The 395-nt window shown below is 36.2% G+C and carries 1 protein-coding gene; it reads left to right on the forward strand.

Going from position 1 to position 395, the window contains the following annotated elements; all coding sequences use genetic code 11:
* Window positions 1-6: 6 nt before the first annotated feature.
* On the forward strand, window positions 7-395 hold a 389-nt coding region (locus GOQ16_RS17370), incomplete at its 3' end, for a transposase family protein (RefSeq protein WP_192922547.1).

A 395-nucleotide genomic window follows, 5' to 3' on the forward strand; every position in this document is an offset into this window, starting at 1 on the left:
TTAGTTATGATTCCAGAATTTGTACTTCCTGCCAATTTACAGTTAAAAGCTGAAACAACGTACACCTCTCTAGGAGAGCTTTATATTAGTACGTACGCTTATCAAAAACACTCAACATGCCCTATTTGTGGCATTACGAGTAATAGGGTTCATAGTAGATATTTCCGAACTCTTTTAGACCTTCCTGTTTCCGGATATATAGTAAAAGTCAAGCTCAGGGCTAGGAAGTATTTTTGTGATAATTCAGTCTGTCATCGAAAGGTTTTTACTGAACGCTTCGATTGTGAAATCAGACCATATTATAGAAGAATGATTCGTTCAAATGATCTTCTTTTTAAAATGGGACTTGAATTGGGAGGAAATAGAGGTTCAGCAATTAGTCGCTATGTTGGACT

It is taken from the genome of Sphingobacterium bovisgrunnientis (genome assembly GCF_009829085.1).
Classification (GTDB): Bacteria; Bacteroidota; Bacteroidia; order Sphingobacteriales; family Sphingobacteriaceae; genus Sphingobacterium; species Sphingobacterium bovisgrunnientis.